The organism is Parahaliea maris, from assembly GCF_008064665.1.
GTDB lineage: Bacteria > Pseudomonadota > Gammaproteobacteria > Pseudomonadales > Halieaceae > Parahaliea > Parahaliea maris.
Map to the genome: position 1 here is coordinate 969,995 of NZ_VRZA01000001.1, position 19,012 is coordinate 989,006.

Annotated in this window: 13 protein-coding genes; 6 read left to right on the forward strand and 7 right to left on the reverse strand. The window is 64.2% G+C overall.

Annotated elements, in window-relative coordinates; translation table 11 throughout:
- Positions 1 to 51 precede the first annotated feature (51 nt).
- The 4 genes from FV139_RS04395 (at position 52) to ettA (ending at position 4,785) form a co-directional block, all read left to right on the forward strand.
- On the forward strand, positions 52 to 1,395 hold the full coding sequence (locus tag FV139_RS04395) for a UDP-glucose dehydrogenase family protein (RefSeq protein WP_148066977.1): 1,344 nt from the start codon (positions 52 to 54) through the stop codon (positions 1,393 to 1,395).
- Positions 1,396 to 1,455: 60 nt separating this feature from the next.
- Positions 1,456 to 1,902, forward strand: coding sequence for an ATP-dependent zinc protease family protein (locus FV139_RS04400; RefSeq protein ID WP_148066978.1), 447 nt, complete (start codon positions 1,456 to 1,458; stop codon positions 1,900 to 1,902).
- 2 nt (positions 1,903 to 1,904) lie between these two features.
- Positions 1,905 to 2,963, forward strand: a complete 1,059-nt coding sequence (locus FV139_RS04405) for a succinylglutamate desuccinylase/aspartoacylase family protein (protein WP_235898520.1) — start codon at positions 1,905 to 1,907, stop codon at positions 2,961 to 2,963.
- Between the two features lie 157 nt (positions 2,964 to 3,120).
- A complete protein-coding gene (gene ettA / locus FV139_RS04410) occupies positions 3,121 to 4,785 on the forward strand; it encodes an energy-dependent translational throttle protein EttA (RefSeq protein ID WP_148066979.1) in 1,665 nt (554 codons plus the stop codon).
- 2 nt (positions 4,786 to 4,787) lie between these two features.
- Here the strand turns inward: ettA and FV139_RS04415 are convergent, their stop codons facing one another.
- From FV139_RS04415 to FV139_RS04425, 3 genes are all read right to left on the reverse strand, one after another.
- Positions 4,788 to 7,163 (reverse strand): caspase family protein, encoded by a 2,376-nt coding sequence (locus tag FV139_RS04415; RefSeq protein ID WP_148066980.1) that lies wholly within the window; start codon positions 7,161 to 7,163, stop codon positions 4,788 to 4,790.
- 66 nt (positions 7,164 to 7,229) lie between these two features.
- A complete protein-coding gene (locus tag FV139_RS04420; protein WP_148066981.1) occupies positions 7,230 to 8,768 on the reverse strand; it encodes a serine/threonine-protein kinase in 1,539 nt (512 codons plus the stop codon).
- 79 nt (positions 8,769 to 8,847) lie between these two features.
- Positions 8,848 to 10,308, reverse strand: coding sequence for an autotransporter outer membrane beta-barrel domain-containing protein (locus FV139_RS04425; protein WP_187276388.1), 1,461 nt, complete (start codon positions 10,306 to 10,308; stop codon positions 8,848 to 8,850).
- A gap of 90 nt (positions 10,309 to 10,398) precedes the next feature.
- Here FV139_RS04425 and FV139_RS04430 point away from each other — a divergent pair, with 90 nt between their 5' ends.
- Positions 10,399 to 11,307 (forward strand): alpha/beta hydrolase, encoded by a 909-nt coding sequence (locus FV139_RS04430; protein ID WP_148066983.1) that lies wholly within the window; start codon positions 10,399 to 10,401, stop codon positions 11,305 to 11,307.
- 31 nt (positions 11,308 to 11,338) lie between these two features.
- On the forward strand, positions 11,339 to 11,701 hold the full coding sequence (locus FV139_RS04435) for a PilZ domain-containing protein (protein WP_148066984.1): 363 nt from the start codon (positions 11,339 to 11,341) through the stop codon (positions 11,699 to 11,701).
- A 98-nt stretch (positions 11,702 to 11,799) separates the two neighbouring features.
- On the opposite strand, the gene FV139_RS04440 is transcribed toward FV139_RS04435, so the two are convergent.
- Genes FV139_RS04440 through FV139_RS04455 form a run of 4 tightly spaced genes read right to left on the reverse strand, consistent with a single transcriptional unit; the run spans position 11,800 to position 19,005 of the window.
- On the reverse strand, positions 11,800 to 12,861 hold the full coding sequence (locus FV139_RS04440) for an FHA domain-containing protein (protein ID WP_148066985.1): 1,062 nt from the start codon (positions 12,859 to 12,861) through the stop codon (positions 11,800 to 11,802).
- A 17-nt stretch (positions 12,862 to 12,878) separates the two neighbouring features.
- Complete coding sequence (locus FV139_RS04445; protein ID WP_187276389.1) at positions 12,879 to 13,934, reverse strand: protein phosphatase 2C domain-containing protein; 1,056 nt, start codon at positions 13,932 to 13,934, stop codon at positions 12,879 to 12,881.
- Positions 13,931 to 15,232: a multiheme c-type cytochrome gene (locus FV139_RS04450; protein WP_148066987.1), complete on the reverse strand. Its 1,302-nt coding sequence runs from the start codon at positions 15,230 to 15,232 to the stop codon at positions 13,931 to 13,933. The genes FV139_RS04445 and FV139_RS04450 overlap by 4 nt, the downstream gene beginning before the upstream one ends.
- Positions 15,229 to 19,005, reverse strand: a complete 3,777-nt coding sequence (locus tag FV139_RS04455; RefSeq protein ID WP_148066988.1) for an LVIVD repeat-containing protein — start codon at positions 19,003 to 19,005, stop codon at positions 15,229 to 15,231. Before FV139_RS04455 ends, FV139_RS04450 begins: the two co-directional genes overlap by 4 nt.
- Positions 19,006 to 19,012: the final 7 nt, after the last annotated feature.

The window sequence follows — 19,012 nt, forward strand, 5'->3', positions numbered from 1 at the left end:
ACATATAGTGCGCCCATTAGCGAGAAATTATCAGGGAAGTCACACAGAACAATGAATATCACCATCTTCGGCAGCGGTTACGTGGGTCTGGTACAGGCCGCCATTTTCGCCGATGTGGGCCACCGGGTGGTCTGCATGGACATCGACGCAGAGCGGGTCGACCGCCTGCGCGCGGGAGAAGTCCCCTTCTTTGAGCCCGGCCTGGCCGGCCTGCTCAAGAACGGCCTGGACAACCAGCTACTGTCCTTCACCACCGACGCCAAGGCCGCCATCCAGGCCAGCGAGTTCCTGTTTATCTGTGTGGGCACTCCCTCCCGCCCTGACGGCGGCGCCGATCTCACCTACGTCATGGACGTGGCCTCGTCCATCGCCCGCTACATGACCAGCCGCAAGGTTGTGGTGACCAAGTCCACGGTGCCGGTGGGCACGACCGACAAGGTCCTCGCCCATATCAAGCAGGCCCTGCACGACCAGGGGCGTGACATCCCCATCGAGGCCGCCTCCAACCCCGAATTCCTCAAGGAAGGCTCCGCGGTGGCGGATTGCCAGAGCCCCGACCGGATCATCATCGGCACCCGCTCGCCCAAGGTGCTGGAAGACATGCGCCGCATGTACCAGCCCTTCAACCGCAACCATGAAAAAATCATGGCCATGGACCCGCTGAGTTCGGAAATGACCAAGCTCACCGCCAATGCCATGCTGGCCACCAAGATCAGCTTCATGAACGAGATGGCGAACATCGCGGAAGTGGTCGGCGCCGACATCGAATCCGTGCGCCGCGGTATCGGCTCCGACCCCCGCATCGGCTACCAGTTTATCTACCCAGGCTGCGGCTACGGTGGCTCCTGCTTCCCCAAGGACGTCCGCGCGCTGAAATTCCTGGCCGGCGAACACGGCCACCGGGCGGAAATCCTCACCGCCGTGCACGACACCAACCAGCGCCAGAAGAACAAGCTGGCGGAGCGGGTCATGACACGCCTGGGCTTTGACCTCACCGGCAAGACCATCGCCGTGTGGGGCCTGTCCTTCAAGCCCAATACCGACGACATGCGCGAGGCGCCCAGCCGCTACGTGCTGGAGGGCATCTGGTCCTGTGGCGGCAAGGTCCGGGCCTACGACCCCCAGGCCGCCGAGGCCTGCCGCGCCATTTACGGCGAGCGCGACGACCTGGTGATCACCGAACACAAAGAGGAAGCCCTCGAGGGCGCCGACGCCCTGGTGATCTGCACCGAGTGGAAGGCCTTCTGGTCACCGGACTTCGAGCAGGTGAAGTCGCTGCTCTCCAACCCGCTGATTTTCGATGGCCGCAATCTCTACAACCCGGCGCACATGGAAGAGCTCGGCATCGAGTACTACGGTATCGGCCGGGGCCGTTCCCTGAACGCGGCCGCGTAGGTTTACAGAACCCGCCCGCGCGGTGATACTCGGGGCTGAATGAGTTAGGCGACACCGGGTATGACAGACAAGCCTGCACTGGGCTGGCGCGAGTGGCTGGCCCTGCCGGACCTCGGCATCGACAGCATCAAGGCCAAAATCGACACCGGGGCGCGCACCAGCGCCCTGCACGCCTACTACGTGGAACCCTTCGAGCGCGACGGCGAGGAGTGGGTGCGTTTTGGCATCCACCCCCGCCAGCAGAACACCGAGCTGGAGGTACACTGCGAGGCGAAGGTGCTCGACAAGCGCCAGGTCACCGACTCCGGCGGCCACCGGGAATACCGCTACGTGATCGCCAGCCGGGTGCAGGTGGGCCAGCGCATCATCGACGCCGAAATCACCCTCACCGACCGCGAAACCATGCGCTTTCGCATGCTGCTGGGCCGCACCGCCATGCGCGGGGAGTTCCTGGTGGACCCGGCGCGCTCCTACCTGCAGGGTGCCCGCCCGGGCGAGGGCCAATAAACGTGGCGCGAACACCCGTTGAGAAACTGGTCATTGGCGGCCAGCTTATCGAGCCGGGTGGCAAGTACACCATCGACATCCCGGTGGCGCCGATGTACACCCACGACAACCTCTCCATCAGCGTGCAGGTGGTCAGTGGCAAGCGGCCCGGGCCGGTGATGTTCGTGTGCGCCGCGATCCACGGGGATGAAATCAACGGCGTGGAGATTATCCGCCGCCTGCTCAAGGACCCGCAGCTCAAGCGCCTCAAGGGCACCCTGATCGCGATTCCCATCGTCAACGTCTATGGCTTTATCAACCACACCCGCTACCTGCCCGACGGCCGCGACCTGAACCGCTCCTTCCCCGGTTCCACACGCGGTTCGCTGACCGGGCGCATCGCCCACACCTTCATGCGGGAAATCGTGGCCCACTGTACCTACGGTATCGACCTGCACACCGGCGCCCGCCACCGCAGCAACTTCCCCCAGATCCGCGCCAACCTGGAGGACGAGGCCACCCTGGCGATGACCGAAGCCTTCGGCGCGCCGCTGGCCATCGACGCCAAGATCCGCGACGGCTCCCTGCGTGGCGCCGCCGGCGACATCGGCGTCCCGGTGCTGCTGTACGAATCCTGCGAGGCCCTGCGTTTCGACGAAATCTACATCCGCGCCGGGGTGAAGGGGGTGCTGAACGTGATGCGCCACCTGGGCATGCTGCGCAAGAGCCGCGCCAAGGTAAAAAAGCCCCTGATCAGCCGCAATACCTTCTGGTTGCGGGCGCCGGAAAGCGGCATTCTGCGCGTGCTGGTGCCCCTCGGGGCTGAAGTGCAGGAGGGGCAAACCATCGGCATCATTGCCGACCCCCTCGGCACCAGCGAGGTGGACGTGGTGGCGGAAGCCCCGGGCATCGTGATCGGCCGCACCAACCTGCCCCTGGTCTACGAGGGCGACGCCCTGTTCCACATCGCCTCGGTCGACCGCCGACGCAAGTGGGAGGTGGAGGCTTTTCACGAGGATCACCTGCCGGGCGAGGAAGACCACGACCCGGAGGATATGAGTTCGGCGCCGATCGCCGACTAGTGAAAGTGAAAAAGGGGTCAAGTGAAAGAGGGGTCAGAGCCCTTTAAACCGCCAATCTCTCCGCCCTGAACCTCCTCAGTAAAAGGGCTCTGACCCCTTTTTCGTCCATACCTGCTAAAATCCCTGCCCTCATTTCAATACAGAGTTTCACCCCACCATGGCCCAGTACGTCTACACCATGAACCGGGTCGGCAAAGTCGTGCCGCCCAAGAAAAAAATCCTCGAGGACATCTCCCTGTCCTTCTTCCCCGGCGCCAAGATCGGCGTGCTGGGCCTGAACGGTGCCGGCAAGTCGACCCTGCTGAAGATCATGGCCGGCATCGACACCGACATCCTCGGTGAGGCCCGCCCCCAGCAGGGTATCAAGATCGGCTACCTGCCCCAGGAGCCCCAGCTGGACCCGGAGAAGGACGTACGCGGCAACGTGGAAGAGGGCCTGCAGGACGCCATCGACGCCCTGGCCGGACTGGAGAAGGTCTACGCCGACTACGCCGAGCCCGATGCCGATTTCGACGCCCTGGCCAAGGAACAGGCCCGCCTGGAGGACATCATCCAGGCCACCGACGCCCACAATATCGAACACAAGCTGGAAGTGGCGGCGGACGCCCTGCGCCTGCCGCCGTGGGATGCAGATGTCACCAAGCTCTCCGGCGGTGAGCGCCGCCGGGTGGCCCTGTGCCGCCTGCTGCTGTCAGCCCCCGACATGCTGCTGCTGGATGAGCCCACCAACCACCTGGACGCCGAGAGCGTCGGCTGGCTGGAGCGCTTCCTGCACGACTTCCCCGGCACCGTGGTGGCCATTACCCACGACCGCTACTTCCTAGACAACGCCGCCGGCTGGATCCTGGAGCTGGACCGTGGCCGCGGCATTCCCTACGAGGGTAACTACTCCGACTGGCTGGACGCCAAAGAGAAGCGCCTGGAGCAGGAAAAGCGCCAGGAAGCCTCCCACCAGAAGGCCATCAAGGCCGAACTGGAGTGGGTGCGCAGTAACCCGAAAGGCCGCCAGGCCAAGAGCAAGGCTCGCCTGCAGCGCTTCGAGGAACTGCAGTCACAGGAATTCCAGAGCCGCAACGAGACCAACGAGATCTACATCCCGCCGGGCCCGCGCCTGGGGGACAACGTGATCGAGGTCAGCAACCTGAAGAAGACCTTCGGTGACCGCCTGCTGTTCGACAACGTCAGCTTTACCGTGCCCAAAGGCAGCATTGTCGGCATCATCGGCGCCAACGGCATGGGTAAGTCCACCCTGTTCCGCATCCTCATGGGCCACGAGCAGCCCGATGGCGGGGAAGTGAAGGTGGGCGAGACCGTGCAGCTGTCCTACGTGGACCAGAGCCGCGACGACCTGGATGGCAGCAAGACCGTGTGGGAGGAGATTTCCGACGGCCAGGACATCATGCGCATCGGCAGCTACGAGGTGCCCTCACGCTCCTACTGCGGCCGCTTCAACTTCAAGGGTTCCGACCAGCAGAAGTTCGTGAAGGACCTGTCCGGGGGTGAACGCAACCGCCTGCACCTGGCCAAGCTGCTCAAACAGGGCGGCAACGTGCTGCTGCTGGACGAGCCCACCAACGACCTCGACGTGGAAACCCTGCGCGCCCTGGAAGAAGCGGTACTGGCCTTCCCCGGCAGCGCGCTGGTGATCTCGCACGACCGCTGGTTCCTGGACCGTATCGCCACCCACATCCTCGCCTATGAGGACGACGGCAACGTGGTGTTCCACGAGGGCAACTTCAGCGACTACGAGGAAGACCGCAAGGCGCGTCTGGGCAAGGAGGCCGACCAGCCCCACCGGGTGAAGTACCGCAAACTGAAGTAAAGTCAGCTCCCGCCGCGCACGAAGACGAACTGCCCGTTTTCGTGCCCGGCGTCCTCAATCGCGGCAAACTGCGGCACCTGGTCCAGGTAGCCCAGCCGCGCCGCACCCGCCTGCACCAGGTCGTAGACCTGGGCGTAAATCATCTCGCCATTGATGGCACCGGAATTCTGCTCCAGTACCTGTAGCAGGGCACTGGCGAAAACGGAGTTGTCATCCGGTCCCTCGTCGAGCACCGGCATTACCCCGCCGGAGGTCAGCACGGTGCGCGACTTGTTCTGCAGCCAGTACTTCATCAGCGCCGGCACGCTTTTACGTATCTTCGGCGCGGCATTGCGCGCCAGGGCGCCCGAGTAGCAGGAGTCAGCCACCAGCAATACGTGGCGGGCGTCGCTCTGCTGCAGGGTCTGGGTGAGGTCGGCGCTGGACACCGCCTCGCTCAGGGGCATACCCATGCGGTAGTCGGTGGGCAGCCAGTAGCCGTCGCCAAACTCGTCCACCTTGCCGTGGCCGGCGTAATACAGCAGCACGAACTGGTGCTCCTGGAACTTGCGCACCCGGTTGAGCACGGCGTACATCTCGGCGCGGTTGAGGTTGATCTGTACGTCGACATTGAAGCCGTACTCCTGCTCCAGCACCTGCTTGAGTTCGTTTGCGTCATGGGGCGGCGTCTTCAGGTCCGGCATGAAGTCGTAGTCGTAATTGGCGATGATCACCGCCTGGTAGGGCCCGGCGCTAAGGCCGTTGGGCAGTGGCACGGGCTGGCGTTCTACCGGCACTTCACCACCGCGCATGGCCAGCACCCGGCTTGCACCGATCTCCCCGTACAGGTCGATGTCACTCTCCACCCGGGCTTTCTGGCGCTGCAGGCCCGACACGTTTTCATCGACCCCGGCCAGTTGCATACGCGCCCGGCTGAGGGCGTCTTCCATCCGCCGCCGGTCCTGCTCACCCCGCGCCCGACTCAGTTGCAGGTCCTGTTCCAGGCGGACAATTTCCTGCTGGTACTCGTCCTTCTCCCAACTGGCTTCTTCCAGCGCCATTTCCAGCGACTGCAGTTCGCCCTTCGCCGAGGCCAACTTGCTACGGGCGGATTCCAGTTCCACCTCCAGCCAGCTGCGCCGGTCCGCTTCAGAGGCCAGGTTTTCCCGCATGCCCTCCCGCTCGGACTGCATGCTCTCCCAGCGGGCGTGCAGTTCGTCGCGCTGCTGCTGGAGTTCACTGATCGCCTGTTCGCGTTGCGCCAGCTCCGAAGCCAGTTCCGATTGCTCCGCGCCGCCGGTGGTTTGCGCATTGACCAGGGCGGTGCGCAACTGCTGTGCCTCCGCCCCCGCCTCGGCAACCGCGTGCCGGCTTTCCCGCAGCTGCGACTCCAGCAGTTGCAGGCGCTTGTCGCTGCTCGCCAGAGTGGTGGCAAGGTCGAGGTTCTCTGCCTTGTTGCGCTCGAGCTCTTCCTGGGCCTTGCTCAATTGGCGGTCGCGGATCTCCGCCTGGCGCAGGCTGGCCTGCAACTGGGCTTCCTGGGCAGCGACATTGGCCTGGAGCAGCTCTATGGACAGCTGCTGTTCTTCCAGCCGGTTTTCACGTGCTTCAAGCTCTTCCTGCAATTGCGCGACTTCCTTGCCTCCTGATGCCTGCGGTGCCGGCGCCGCCAGCTGGTCGCGAAGCTTGCGGGTCGCCGCACGCTCCGCCTGCAGGGCGCGGCCCTGCTCCGCCAGTGTGGTCTGGGCTGCTGACAGTTCCCGCTGCAGCCGCCCGGAGGTGAGGTTCTGTTGTTCCAGCGCCGCCACCAGCCGGTCCAGCTTCTGCTGGTCCTCACTCTTGCGCGCTTCCACCTCAGAGGCCAGCACCAGTTCATCGCCGAGGTCGAGAGCACTGCGCCAGAGGGCCAGGGCCCGGGCCTTGTCGGCCGCCACCCCCAGCCCCTGTTCGTAGAAATAGGCCATGCGCCGCTCGGCGCGGTGATCACCCTGTTCCGCGGCCAGGCCGTACCAGTGGGCGGCCACCGCGTAGTCGGGACTGCCGAGCCAGCCTTTTTCGTAGATCTCACCCACATTGACCTGGGCGGTGGCGTCGCCCCCCTCGGCGGCGTCCATCCACACGGCGAGAGCGGTTTCATAGTTGGCGCGATCGTAGAGGGTGTACTCGCCCCCGCGAATCTCACATTCACTGGCGGTGAGTTGCTGGGGTTTACGGCGTTCCTGGTAAGTCATCAGGCTGCCGACCTTGCGGACGCGGCCGGGGAGCAGACAGAGCACGGGCTTGTTTTCATCCACGCCCTGGTAATTCTTGCTGAGGGAGGCATTACCCGAAGTGGCCGGAGCCAGCAACAGCAAGCCCAGCGCGACCCCAACCCCAAATACGAATGGCCTCTGGCTCATCCCGTGATCTCTCCCTGATGACACCAATGACTATAGCTCATCCCGCCCGCAAACAACGGGCCGGATTCAGCATTCCATCAACTGGGCCACGCGCTCCGGCGGCAGGTCTTCACTGTAGTTTGCTTCGAGACGCTGGAGTTCAGGACTCTTCGGATGAATCTTGAGTCCATGGCAGGTGATCAGCAGAGCGGAATCCAGCCGGCCGCTGGCGGCGGAATCCTCCGCCCAGGACGCGTACGTCGCCAGCATATCGAGCACCCCCTGGCGAGCCGGTTCCGAGCGCTGCTTTTTCAACACACTACTGAAGGCCCGGTAGGCATTGTCGGCACCCCCGTCCATGATGTGCAGCGCGGTCACCAGGTCACCACCGGCGTACTCCTGTCGGGCGATATCGAGGTAAGTCCGGCCCTGGTCCAGCCAGCCTTCGAGCTGGCGGGCCTCCTGCGGCGTAACCGTGGGTGGCGGCGAGGGGGTCAACCCGTCGAGGAAAACGGAGTCAGGGCTCGGCCCGCTGAGATAACTGCCCGCCATCCAGGCCACGGCCCCCGCGACGATGGCGGTGGAGCCCAGCGCCAGCGCAACCCTCTCCCGACGCCGGCTCTCGCCGCGCAAACCGGCGAGCAACTCCCTGGCGGAGGGCGTGCGGTCCTTGCGCGCGAACGCCAACCCCCGCCGCAGTGCGCGCCAGCGGTGCTTGTCGAGCCCCGGCGGCGGCTCGGGCTTGCGCCCCTCACTGCGGGCCCGGATCGCCGGCTGGCGATTGAAAGGGTGGTGCCCCTTGAGCAGTTCGTAGGTAACGCAAGCCAGGGCGTAGACATCGTCCCTGGGATCCGGTGACAGCCCCTCGAACATTTCGCAACTGGCGTAGGATGGCGTCATCGCCCCCAGGTCACTGGCATTGAAGCGGGTCTGCTCCTGGCCCTCGAGGGCATCTTCCCGCGCCCGGGCAATCCCCAGGTCGAGAATCTTGGCGCTGCCGTCGTCACCGACGAAGACATTGTTGGGCTTGAAATCCGAGTGAATGAGCCCCTGGCCATGGATATAGTCCAGGCCATTGGCCATGCCCTCGATCAACGGCAGGGCGAGCTTCAGGGAGAGGCCGTTCTGGCACTCCCGTTCCAGGAATTCGTCCAGCGGCTGGCCGCGCATGAATTCCATGATCATGTAGGGCAGCCCCTGGTGCTGGTCGAAGTGCAGCACCCGTACCACGTTGGGGTGGGACAGCTGCTGGGACTTGCGGGTCTCCCGCTGCAGGGCCATGCGCGCCACACTGTGGGCGGCAAAACGGGCGCCGAGGAACTTGATGGCCACCTGGGACTGGCGGTCCTCGAACTCCCGGGCGTACAGCTGGTCGGTAGCAAGGAAGACGCGGCCCATGCCGCCCTCCCCCAGCAACTTCACCAGTTCGTAGCGTTCGGAAATAAGGTCGCCGGCCCGTAACTCACTGTCCGAGGGGGCGGCTTCAGGTTGCAAAGAATCGCCCGCAGCGGCCTGCGTTGCCGCTTCGGTCACCACCTCGGTTGCCCCCCCGGTCGCGGTATCAGCCGCACTCCGGGGAAGCACCTGGGTGGCGTGCAGAGTATCGTCGTTATCGCGTGCCGACACGGTGCTTGCCTGTCATCCCACTCCAGATACCGCCCAGATTACCACCAGACTGGCCGCAGGTCCCGGGCGGGATTCACCCTCAGAAACTGCCCCGAATGCCAATCGTGTAGAGGTCAGCAGAGATGTTATCCAGGTCCAGGGTCGTGCGGTAGTCGATGAAACCTGTCAGGTTCTGGGCAAAGACGGCGGAGATACCGAGGCCCAGTTCGTAGAAATCCTCGTCGGGATCATCGGAGCCCATATTGATCGGGAATACCGGACCGCCATCCTGGGCGGCAAAGCGCGCTTTCACGAACCGGGCATCGTTATCGAATTCGTGCCGCCACTCGATGCCGAGATAGGGCACGATCACCCCCGTCGCCACGCTGAAGTTCTTGCTGATCTGGAAACCAAGTGCGGATTGCAGGGACTCGATATCCTGGTCTTCATAGGCCAGGTTCAGGCCGCCACTGGTGGCGATGTCCGAACCGATAGGCGTGTCCTTCTCGGTGTAGCCATCCACCGTAATATCCAGGTAGCTGAGCCCGAGGTCCACCGCCAGGTCGAGAAACCCGAGGTCGAAGACAGTGCCGGTGGAAACACCCACCGCCAGGCTGTCGCTATCGGTTTCCCCGGTCATCGAACGGTTGATGGTACCGCCATTGTTGAGCCCCGCCGCACCGGAGTAGAGCACGATCCGCTCGGTTTCGTAATCGTTGAAACCATAGCTGAGCAGGCCGTCCACGTAGAAACGACCGATGTTACCGATGCCGTAGGCGCTCAGGCTGTAGCCGTCGAGGGAAAAGCCACCGCCGGAGACCGTGCTGGTAGACATATTGCCCGCCAGCCCTGAGGAGACATTCTTGAAATCCACCTCGTAATCGGCGTAGCCGAAGGCGATACCGGCGACAAAGCCGGAATCAAACAGGTAGTCGACACCCAGGGTCGCGCCGCTGGAATCAAAGTCATACTGGTCTTCAAGCTGGGTGGCGTCACGGTCGCCAGTGCCGTATACACCGTTGGCAAACCAGCTCCAGCGGGACTCGTCTTCCCCCGCATTGCCGCCCACCACCGGCACGCCGTTCATCGCAAGGCTCAGCCCTCCCGCCGTAGCGCGAGCGCCATTGCGGATCGCTTCGAGGCGCATACCGATATTGGCAAACTGGCCGTTGGAGCTCTCGGTGGCGAGGCGTCCCTTGGACACCTGCTCCTCACCGCTCAGCTGTTGCATGGTCTCGGCGAGCTGTCCCGGCACCCAGCCGAGCACGTTGTCAGCCTGACCGCCGGGCTGCAGTGACACGGCAGTCAGTACGACCTCGCTACAGCGAAAGTAGAGGTCCTGTTCCGACGTTCTCGCCGGGCCGGTAAAATCCGAGGATCCCGGGTATTTGGGTACCAGTTGCAGGCAGGTGTTCTGCACCGCGTCGCCAGCGGTGACCTGCAAGGACGTACTGTTTGAGGCGCCCGATACCACCTGCCCGAGATTGGTGCTCTGGGACGCTGCCGCGCCGACATAGGCGGCGGCCAGAATGGCCACCAGAGACCGAAAGTGATTCTTCATACATTCCCCCATGCGCGACAACGGGCCGCCTGAATTATAGTAGTACAGGTCCGGAATCTTGGCGAAAGTCCAAGCGGGAGATTATTCGGCGTGCCATCTGCCAGCAGCTCACAGTACGCTCTCCTCACAGGGTGTGTTATCGCACTGCTACTCGCGGTGGTAACGGGCTGTACAGCAGGCTACCGCCAGCGCGCGGATGCGCTGGCCGAGGCCGTGGGAGCCAGCGCCAGCTGGGTCAGTAGCGGCAAGCATCGCCACCGGGTCTATGAAAAGGCCGGCACAGGCCCGGTGCTGCGCGTCTATCTCGGCGGGGACGGCCGCGCATTCCTGCAGCGGCAGGTCGTCGCCCCGGATCCCACTCCGGCAGAGCACCTCACCCTCAAGTTGATGCTCGCCGACCCCGGGCCCGCAGTGTTTGTCGCGCGCCCATGCTATTACGGCACCGCAACGGAGCCCGGCTGCGAGCCCCGCCTGTGGACCAGTGAACGTTACAGTGACGAAGTTGTCGCCTCCCTCGCGCAGGTCATCCACCGCCTTGCCGCCGAGCATGCCGGCATGCCGTTACAACTGGTGGGTTATAGCGGCGGCGGGGTCATCGCAGTCCGGCTGGCCCAGCACCTTCCCGAGGCAGTCGCCGTCATCACCCTCGCCGCACCACTGGACACCGGCGCCTGGACGGCCCATCACGGCTATACGCCCCTGGCGCCGGGGCAGAATCCGGCCGGGATGGCGAGCTGGCCCGGTACAATACGCCAGCTGCACCTGTCCGGTGCCAGCGACGACAACGTGCCTCCCGAGTTGCAGGCGGGCTACCGCAGACGGATGCAGAGCCTCGACCCCAGCGCGGTATTTCGCACCCTGCCGGATTATGACCATCACTGCTGCTGGCTGCGGAACTGGCCCGAAATACTCGCCCGACACGGAGCAGAGGGCGACACTCGCAATGGCCTGACACGCTCCAGACAGGCACCTCGCATTGCCCCGGTAGCAGCGCTATAGTGTGCACGTATCGCGGTTAACGGAAGCATGCATGAGTGAGACAGCCAGAGAGCGGCGCGCCTTCAGCCGCGTTGCCATCGACCTTCCGGTAGACGTCCATCAGGGCGGCAGCGTCTGGCACCAGCGCCTGATCGACCTGTCACTGGTGGGCGTTGCCACGGACCAGCCAGACCTCTGGGACGCCCAGTACAACGAGCCCTTCACCCTGATGATCCATCTCGACGACGGCGGCAAGCTTGAACTGCACGCCTACCTGCAACACGTGGAGGCCGGGCGCCTGGGCTTTTCCGTACAGCACGTCGACCGGGAGAATATCCAACCCCTGCAACGCCTGCTGGAAGCCCACGTGGAAGATCCAGCCATCATTGCCGAGGAACTGGGCCAACTCGAGTAGAACTCGGGGCAGTGTGATTCACGGCACAGACAACCTGCGCCAGACAGCTAATGCCAGAGAGCAATGCCGGGACGGGGAACACCCGCCCCGAACAGGAATCAACCGAGCAGGAACCAAGCGGCAGCGGCGGCAATAGCCACCAGCACGACAACGCCACCAATAATCAGCCCCATTTTCGACGATGAACCGCCAGCGCCGCCTGCGACGCTGGCGGTTGCGCCAGTGGCCGCCGGTTTAGGCGCGGCCGCAGCCGCCGCACCGCCGGCCGCCGTGCGGAAGATCAGGGTCGCAACCCCAAGGCGGATTTCGTCACCGTCGGCGAGGTAGGCGGTCAGCCGCTTCTCACCGTTCACAAAGATACCGTTGGCCGACACCAGGTTAACCAGGCGCCAGCGCCCGTCCTGATGGATCAACTGGGCGTGCCGCGCAGACACGCTGGGCTCGGCAATGGACACCTCACAGTTGGGATCACGGCCGATTTCCCAGACGTCCGGCTCGCTGCCATCGCCGGGCTCCAGTTCCAGGGCTTCCCCGCCCTCACCGGTCACCGACACCACGATCAGGTGCGGCAGGTCCGAGGCGCGCTCCATCTGGATGGGCGCAGTTTCCGATTCGGCCAGGGCGTCGAGCCCCAGTACACGAGTGCTGTCACTGGTGCCGGAGTCGATCCAGCTACCGGGCAGGTCCGCCGGATTGGGCGGCGGGGCCGGGGCCGGCTTGGGAGCCGGAGGCGGTTCCGGAGCAGGCGGCGGTTCGGCCGCGGCTGCGGGTTCGGCTGCAGCAGGTGCAGGCTCGTCCGGCAGGGACACCACTGTCGCATCGCCGTCGTCCATACCGCCACCTACCACGGTGGCATCCATATCGGCTGCGCCACCGCTCAGCACCACCACGAAGGAGTGCTTCTCGAAACCGAGCGTATCGCCATCGCGCAGGGTGGTCTCCCCGCCAATGGTCTTGCCGTTTACCTGGGTCCCGTTGGCTGAGCCCAGGTCCTCGACGGTGAGTGTATCCCCTTTCGTCCGCAACACGGCGTGGCCGCGGGAGACCCGGGGGTCGTCGATGGTGATTTCGCAGTCGGCGGAGCGGCCTACCCTCTGCTCTCCCTCGAGGGAGATCCGGCTGCCGTCAGCTGCCACCAGTTCCGCACTAAATTCTGACATCGTCCTATTTTCCTTCCTCAGCCCGAGGCAATAATGCCGAGGCTGTATACCACACTTCCCGCTACCAATACCGCCGCCACTATCCAGAATATAGTCCGATTACGGCGCGAGTCTTTCTCTCGCTGCATGGCCTCCCGGGCCGCCGCAATTTCTGTGGCTGACATCATCTGGGTGGATTCGGGCTGGGTGGGAGCTTCGGCTCCGCCCTTGCGCGCCACCACCCGGCGCACCGCTGGAATCGGTATCGGTGTGGCGTTTTCGTCTACCGCTTCCAGTTCTGGCAGGCCACTGTACTCACCGGTGGCCGGATCGAAAGTCCACAGTACCTCAGGCTCCAGCAGGCCCGCCTCGGAGTGCGCAGCCACACCGGGCAGGACGATCACGGTGATGTTGTCCCGTCCGCCGGCCCGCACGGCCGTTTCCACCAGGGTTTCGCAACGGTCCCGGAGGGGCCTGTCGGACCCCAGGATCTCGCTCATCACCGAACTGTCGAGGACGTCCGACAAACCGTCGCTACACAGGAGCAATACCTGACCCGGCGAAAGTCGACCGCAGTTGATGCCCACTTCGAGCTTGTCGTCTTCCTGCAGGCCAATCGCCTGCACGATCACGTTCTTGCGCGGGTGATTGCGCGCCTGGGCCAGGGTGATCTGCCCCTTGGCCAGCAGGGCCTGCACATAGGAATGGTCCCGGGTCAGCAGTTTCAACTGGCCGTCCCAGAGATAGGCGCGGCTGTCTCCCACCCAGGCCAGCTCGAAGTCGCTGTCGGAGAAACGGGCCACAACCACGGTAGAAGCCATGCCGGCCTTGCCCCGGCCCTGGGCGACCGCCGCCATCACCTCGCGGTTGGCGGCGCGAATCCCGTCTTCTATCGAACGTCCCGCGTTTACCTCACGCTGAATGACCTCGCAGGTAATCGCACTGGCCACCTCACCCGCCTGGTGCCCGCCAACGCCATCGGCCACTACGGCCAGCGATTGCGGTGCGTCCAGCAGGTAGGCGTCCTCATTATGTTTGCGCTGCCCTACGTGCGAGGCACCGCTTCCCTCTGCTACCACCTCCAATGCGCTCACAAGCCCCCCAAAACCTGGTTTGCCCGCACCGCAAATTGCTGCGGTACGAAGGTGTTCTCATCTTCCACGGACTTGAACCACGCGTCCAGTAAAGATTCCAGACGGTCTGAATCCCCGAGGGAGATGGAGAGGGTTTCAACGGCAAGGAAAACCTGTTCGGCAGCAGTGAAGTGACGGAAACGCCCGGAGACGGCACGCTGCAACAAGCCCTGACGCAAGCTGCGCATGCTGTCGGTGCCATAGCTGGCCGAACTCACCTGGCGCGCGATCGGGTCGACCTTGCCCGCCAGGGATTTGGCCTGGGCGACCACCGCACCGCGATTCTGCAGCGAGGCCTGGTGCAACTGCTTGAGGCCGCTGCGCAGCGTGGCGCCATCGCCTTCCCCGAGGATATCCAGCACCTCGGCGAGCACCAGCAGGCTGGCATCGTTCAGGCGTACGGTGCCGGGCGGGGTGCCTTCCGGCGACCAGCGCAGGTCGCTCATCGGGTGGTGACAGGCATGACACTGGTAGAACGACAGCTCCGGCATCAGGCTCTGCTTGGTAAACCAGTCTTCCTGTAATAGCTCCAGCGTCGCCTGGCCGCTCACGGCGAGGCCCGCCAGCCACATGTTCACCGAGGAGATCGCGGGCTTGCGATCGCGATAGTCGGCGTCCACGTCATAGTGCTTTGGCTGGTTGACCGTGAACGTCTCCAGTTCGAAGGCCAGGCGTGGGTGCCCGGCCCCCATAATCTCATGGGTAGCAAACTTGTCCTTGGTGCCGAGGTGGCAGGACAGGCACAGACGCGCGCGCTCCAGCGGCTGCTCTGTTGGATACATTCCCTTGGCCAGGTTGTCGGCGTGGCTGGTACCGGCTTCCGCATGGGACTCCAGCCATTGACCTGACCCGCCGTGGCAGGCTTCACAACCCACCCCGTCAGAGATCTGGAAACGCCGGCCCCGCGCCTCGGTGGCGACGTTGTCGGCGTGGCAGTCGAGGCAGATTTTGGCGCCGGCGGCGCTGGGCAGCCCCATCTTGCGTGCTATCGCCTGGCTCTGCTCCGTCTGCAGGGTGCGATAGGCCCGGGAGTGATAGTCATTGCGCAACCAGATCCGGTACTCATTCAGCCAGACGGTGGAATTCTCGTCCTCGCTGACCTTGCCGTGGCACACGCTGGTAGCGCAGCTCGCAACCCCCTCGTGGGGGTTGGCACCGGTTTCCGGCAGGGGCGCGGCAGCCACCAGGGCGGGCATACACAACCCGGCCAGCAGGGCCAGCCAGCCCCGCTGTTGCCGGTGATTGAACAGCTCCCTCATTGACGCTCGGCCTCCTCTTTCGCCGGCTCGTTCTCGACAAACCAGGGCTTGCCATTCTCATCCAGGTACATCCTGCGCATCTCGTCGTAGTTCAGCGGTCGCGCACCGACCCGTCCGAATACCGCCACCTGGCCCCCGGTTTCGTCCACTCCGCGATCACGCTCCAGCGGACGGCTCAGGGACAGGGCCGGAGAGGGCGTCGGGTAGCTGGCGATCAGGTGCGGCCGCGGTTCCGGGCTGAAGCCGTAGAACTTGGGCTGGATCTCCGGCGAGGTCAGCTGCAGGACCTTGAGGCCGCCGACACCATCGGCCACATAGGCAAACAGCGAGGCGTTGGTACTAGCCACCGTCACGTCCCGGGCATCCACCACGCCGGCCGTGAACTTGGTTAGCAGGCGCATCTTCTCGGGCTGGGTGATGTCGACGATCACCAGACCCTCGCTACCGGCCGCCACGTAGGCGTAGGTCCGCGCCAGGTGCAGGCGGTGGGCCTGGGTCAGCGGGATCATGTTGCCCTGCATCAGCTGCGGTTGGGTCGGACTGGTAATGTCGATGACCTTCAGGCCATCGGCATCGGTCACAAACAGGTAGCGGAACTGCTGCGCCACCGAGTGCCCGTTGTTGAGCGGGACCACTGCCTCCACTTTCGGTTGCAGCGGTGTATCGACATTCAGCACCACCAGGCCGCGATCGGCGATGATGTAGGCGTACTTGCCGCCAACGGTCATGTGCCGCGCACCGGTGAGCACACCGCCCTCGTTCCAGGTCAGGGCCCGCTCGAGGAAGTTATTGCGGGGTTCGCCGTCGTGGAGGGTATCGATGTCCACCAGGATCAGGCCTTCCTCAGCGTCGGTAATGAAGGCGTACCGGTAGATCGGGTGGAAGGGCTGCTCCAGGTTGATGTCGCGCATCAGCTCACCCTCGTTGCGCGAAGGTTGCACCGGCTGGGTGGTGGGCAGCACAACGCAGGTCGCATTGGCGCTCTCGACCTGGGTGTCGTGACCCAGGGGGCTGAAGGGTGCGGTAATGATCCGCTGGGAAATGCCCTTGTTGGAGATGCTGGCAATGTCATAAACCTGCATGCCCTTGTCGCCCTCGGCCACGTACAGGTACTCGCCGCGCATCTGCACGCAGTTGACCGGACCGGTGCTGTGGGGATGGGCCGTCTCGGATTTCAATACGCCACCGTTATCCAGGTGCTGCTGGTAGAAGTCCGGGTAGGCGTACTTGTGCAGGTAACTGCCGCGCACGGCCTGGGGCTCCTCCCATTCCGTCACCTCGACGCCGGTCACGTGTTCCTCGCTACCGACGTAGGCGAAGTGTCCCATCAGGTCGATAAAGTCCGCGCCGTACATCATCAGCGTGGCCATGATGGCGTTATTGTCATTGGCCTTGGACAGGTGGCAGTCCTCGCACTCCTTGGTCTCGGTCTTGCGTACGGTGTGCGGGAAGTGCGGGTTGAAGGCCTGCGAGCTGTAGCCACTGGCCGCGATCGGCGGTTGCTGGATGTAGATCCGCTCGCGGTTGGAGTTGGTGGACGACAGCACCAGGGCCGAGGTCGACCTCACCGGCGCATACTTGCCACCCTTGGCGGTCTCACGCTTGCCGATGTGGAAGGTCTGGTCCCGCGCCACCTGCGGGTTGTAGGTGGCGTAGTTCCGGCTCTCCCCGCCTTCGTAGTGATGGCGTTCAGTCTTGTTGTTGGCCTCGATGGGCAGGTGACAGCCGCCACAACTGGTGGTCCAGGAGGTGTGGCAGGTGTAGCACTCCATCTCGTCGTAGGAGTGGGCCAGTTCATCAGACGCCACCTCGGTGCCCCATTCCTGGGTCGCCGTGTTCTTGCTCATCAACTTGGCGCGAGCGGCTTTCTCGTTGTAGTGCTCGTTGCCAGGCGTAACCGCGTCCTTGACCAGGCTGACCTCCCACTCGAGTTCAGGGTCGAGCACCGAACGCTGGATGAGCTTGTTGCCAATCCATTCGAAGCGCTTCTGGCCGTCCGGGTTACGGATGGCGCCGAGGTCGGTACCCCCTTCCAGGGCCGCGGGGCCGGACGTGAACAGGTTGGGATAGGCCTGGGAGGTGCCGTGGCAGTCCTTGCAGTCGATCTCCACCGCCGCGGCCACCTCGCCGTAGATATGGCCGTTACCGTGGTTGTCCTGGGCGTAGTGACAGTCCACACAGTGCATGCCGACATCCATGTGGATGGAGGCCATGTGCACCGCCTTGTCGAATTTCTCGGGGTCGTTATCGGCGACGATATTGCCTTCGGCGTCGAGCAGGTTACCGGTCCGGTCGCGCTTGAAGATGGCGCGGAAGTTCCAGCCGTGGCCGTGGTAGTCGGCGAACTGGGTGTCCTTCAGCTTCGGATTCATCTCCGAAACGGCCTTGAGGAACTCGACATCGGCCCACTTGCCGCGGGGAGAGGCCCCCTCAGGGTTGCGTTCCAGCACTTCGTGCCGCTCTTCGTCCGTCGGGTAGACCTGCTCCTCGGGCCACATGAAGGGCGCGTCGGATTCGTAGTCCCACATGGTGTAACCCATGTAGGTATTGATGAACATGTTGGGCTGGTGCATGTGACAGACCATGCACTGGCTGGTGGGAATAGCCCGGGTGAATTCGTGTTTCAGCGGGTGCCCGCTCTCCCCCTTGGGAATGGTGGGGTCGGCAGTCTGGGTCTCGCCAGTGTGACCGGCGGCGGCGTACTGGCCCGAGTGCTTGGGGTCCCGGTCGTTGGCGTACACCACGTGGCAGGAGGCACAACCGGAGGAGCGGTAGTCCCCGGGCTGGTCGTTGGTGCCCATGAACCAGGTGTGAGGGTCATTCAGACGGGTCTTGGTGATGTTGATCACCGGCACCGAGATCCGCGCCCCGGTACCCGGGCCCCGGTTGGACTGGCGGAAGTCCGGGCGACCGGGCTCCTCCAGGCGCTGCAGCTGGCCGAGGGCGTTGGGCAGGCCGGTTTCCGGGAACAGGTTGGAAATGTTACGCCCGCCGCGCTCGAACACGCGGAAGATGTCACCGGGCTTGATGGTCTCCCAGGCCGGCAGGGGGTACAGCTCCGGCAGGATGCTCATCATGGTCATCTGCTCGGTCGGCTTGACCGGACCGGGAATGGCCGCACCGACACCCTCGCGGGTATAGCCCTCACCGAGAATGTAACGTTTGAAGGGCAGGATACCGTTGTTGTAGGCGGCACCGCCCCACAGCATGGCGGAGGTCGCCATCAGGCTGCGCTTGGCGGCCTCGATGATCGGCAGGTGACAGGCACCACAGGCCTCTTCCGCAATGCGGTAGTCGGAGGGGTTCACAAAGCGAACAAATTCCGGGCTCTCCTTGTTGAGCAGGGTATAGGTGCGCTCCGGGTTGGCGCTGGAGGGGTAGTGCCAGGTTTCCGGGTACAGGGGCAGCACGTGTGCCGCCTCCATGGCCGTGCGATAGCTGGTATCGGCCAGGGAATTGGTGCCGCCGGGCTTGCTGACGCCGGCGTCACCGCCGTGGCAGTCGGTACACCCCAGTTTCACCGCCGAATTGGCGTGCATGGTTTTCTGGTCTGTCGCGGTGTGACAGGTCACGCAGCCATCCGTCTTGGCCGCCACCTCGGCGGCAGTCTGGCTGGCCGGCGCCGAGGGCGCGGTGACATGGTTGCGTTCCACCGGGTGTTCCCCGCCGGCACTCAGGGTGTAGCTCACCGGTAGTGCCAGCAGCACGGCACCTAATGCCAGTGCCCAGCACTGGAACAGGGTGGGCCTTCTCGGGCTGTAATTGCGTTCCATGTCGGCC